The organism is Pseudoalteromonas sp. S327, from assembly GCF_005886415.1.
Lineage (GTDB): Bacteria > Pseudomonadota > Gammaproteobacteria > Enterobacterales > Alteromonadaceae > Pseudoalteromonas > Pseudoalteromonas atlantica.
Genome location: NZ_PNDP01000093.1, coordinates 1 through 2,462, shown reverse-complemented (window position 1 = coordinate 2,462; position 2,462 = coordinate 1). Strand labels below are relative to the sequence as shown.

The window sequence follows — 2,462 nt, the reverse complement described above, 5'->3', positions numbered from 1 at the left end:
GGAGAAATAAATCACCAATACCTGTGTTTTCTCTGTGTAGCGCGAAGCGCCTCTGTGGTGAAAAACAAGTTAAGCCAATTATTCACAAAGAGGTTAAGAGACGCTGCGCTTTTAGAGCTAGAGAATAAGTGATTTAATAAATGATCACATAAGTAAGAATTCGGCCTACAAAACAGTATTTGAATTTAGTGTTAGACGCGCACTGCTTTTGTTTAAAAATGATTATCTCACCACAAAGAAGTAACTCACCAATGCCTGTTTTCTCTGTGTAGCGCGAAATGCCTTCTGTGGTGCAATTAGTGAGAAGCTGCGCTTCTAAGGTGAGCAAACTAGGCGTATACAGGCAAAATTAGCTACAGGGTAAAACTTGTATTCAGGCGTTTATAATTATCGTTTAAAGTATAAATCGATAGCTTTGGTGAGGAGTTCGTCGAGTTGCTCTTCGAAGGTATCTATATCAATTTCAAAATGGTTTAAATAGGCCTTGGCTTGCACTCGCGATAGGTTGCGGTTTTTTACGCTGTATTGACGCTCATCTTTTTGTTTGTCAAAACGTGGTAAAAACAAAAATTGCCCGTAATAAGGTGATTTAATATGCTTATTAGCATAACGACAAAAGTCTTCTATGTGATCTGCGCCCTGCGGCCCTAAACACCCTGGCTCAACGCGGTACATTAAGCGAATTTTTTTGTCGTCTGCTAACTGCATAGTATGCCTTTTATAATTATCTAAAAAATAATACGCGGATTATTTTTCCGTCTTTTATTTGGTAGCTCGATACTAACTCAGAGCGTTTATCTACCACGTTTTCGTCTGTTGAACAGGTTTCTGATAGTTCGTGGTCTATTACTATGTCGCCGTGCACAATACGCTTTATTGGCGAGCTATTAATACACTTTAATTTTTTAAACATTAAGCCATAACGGGCTATTAGTTTTTCTTTTCCTTTAAATAATAGCTCATTAGGAAAAATATAAAACTCTACATCTTCATCGTACATACGAATAAATTGTTCAATATTACGTGCGTTATAGGCTTCTACTAATTGCTCTACAACAGCAAGCGACTCGCGAGATTGTTTAGCTTTAGCTTGCTGCTTAGCGGTTAATGCCTCTTTGGCTTGCGTTACCGCTTTTTCTGCCTCGGCCACAGCTGCTGCTTTTTCTACTTTGTTTTTTGGTTTTTCTACCGGTTTTGGGGTTTCGCTACCCAGTACTTTTGAGTCGTCAGGTTTAGTAGTATCTACTGTTGGCGTTTTAAGCTCTGGGGCTTGGTACTCAAGCGTGTTTAACTTTTCATCTTTTGCTTTTGTTGGTGAATTGCTGGCTTGAGTAGAGCTTGACGCTTGCTCGGTACTTTTTTGCTCTTCTTGAGTCTCTTCGGTTTGCTCTGCTGCATAACTGATCAGGGCAACAGTGGCAATAAGCGAGGCAAAAATAATAGATAACGATTTCATAACTTTCCTAATATGAACATATAACGCTGTTAATGCTGCAACATAACAAATTTGAGCGTTTTCGGGTAGCAATTAAATGATTGTTATACACTTTACCAATACTGCTCAACCGTTATGTGCCCTGGGTCTCTGCGACGATTTCGTTTAAAGTTTTTGTCTAAAAGTAACTGTGTGGTGTCTTTTACCATTTGTGGGTTACCGCAAATCATAAATTGCGAATTACTCGGGCTTGGGGTTTTAGAGGCTTTACTAAATAGCTCGCCGTTTTGAATTGCTGTAGTTATACGCCCTTTTAGGCCTTGTTGTGGCTCCTCACGGCTTACAACCGGAATGTAGTTAAGTTGTGTAGGGTGTGCGTTTATTAGGGAGTGTATTAGATTTTGATAGCTTAAATCGGCATTAAAACGTACGCTGTGCACTAAATTAATCTGTGTGTATTTTTGCCATACCTCTTGTTGCTGCAAAATAGATAAAAACGGCCCTATTGCAGTGCCTGTACTTAGCATCCATAACTGCTCGCTTGGCGGTATTTCGTCTAAGGTAAAAAAGCCTGTGGCACGTTGCTCTATTAATACAGTGTCGCCTGGTTTTAATTGCGCCAATCTAGGCGATAATAAGCCGCCCTCTACATTGATAAGGTAAAATTCTAAATCGGGGTTATTAGGCGCGTTTACATAAGAGTATGCCCGAGCAATACGTTTATCGCCCTCCATAATCGAGAGCTTAGTAAACTGCCCTGCTTTAAATGGCTCTACGCTTGCGTTCACTACCAGGCTGAAAAGTGTATCGCTCCACCATGTTACTTTTTTTACGGTTGCATCTACCCAGTTAGACATAGTCAACTCCATAGCTTAACGGTTAAACAACAAAAACAATAAATGGTTGTAATTTATACACTAGCATTAACTTAGTAAGAGTGACACTGGGTGTAGTGACTTTTTAAACATAGTGCTTTTACTTTGGGTAACATTGGTTTGTTTAAAAAGATGAGTAGCAGCGGCTTTAT

Annotated in this window: 3 protein-coding genes; all 3 read right to left on the bottom strand. The window is 39.5% G+C overall.

Annotated elements, in window-relative coordinates:
• Positions 1–387: 387 nt before the first annotated feature.
• The gene (locus tag CWB60_RS19940; protein WP_004589283.1) at positions 388–708 is read right to left on the bottom strand and encodes a hypothetical protein; all 321 of its coding nucleotides are present in this window, start codon (positions 706–708) and stop codon (positions 388–390) included.
• A 16-nt stretch (positions 709–724) separates the two neighbouring features.
• A complete protein-coding gene (locus CWB60_RS19935; RefSeq protein ID WP_029773547.1) occupies positions 725–1,456 on the bottom strand; it encodes a nuclear transport factor 2 family protein in 732 nt (243 codons plus the stop codon).
• 92 nt (positions 1,457–1,548) lie between these two features.
• Positions 1,549–2,292 carry a ferredoxin--NADP reductase gene (locus tag CWB60_RS19930; protein WP_138579585.1) on the bottom strand — a complete coding sequence of 248 codons (744 nt, stop codon included), beginning with the start codon at positions 2,290–2,292 and terminating at the stop codon, positions 1,549–1,551.
• Between the last annotated feature and the right edge of the window lie 170 nt (positions 2,293–2,462).

Excerpts from the sequence above, each read along its gene's own strand:
- CWB60_RS19930 (WP_138579585.1), bottom strand. The coding sequence starts at position 2,292 with ATGTCTAACTGGGTAGATGCAACCGTAAAAAAAGTAACATGGTGGAGC.
- CWB60_RS19935 (WP_029773547.1), bottom strand. The coding sequence starts at position 1,456 with ATGAAATCGTTATCTATTATTTTTGCCTCGCTTATTGCCACTGTTGCC.
- CWB60_RS19940 (WP_004589283.1), bottom strand. The coding sequence starts at position 708 with ATGCAGTTAGCAGACGACAAAAAAATTCGCTTAATGTACCGCGTTGAG.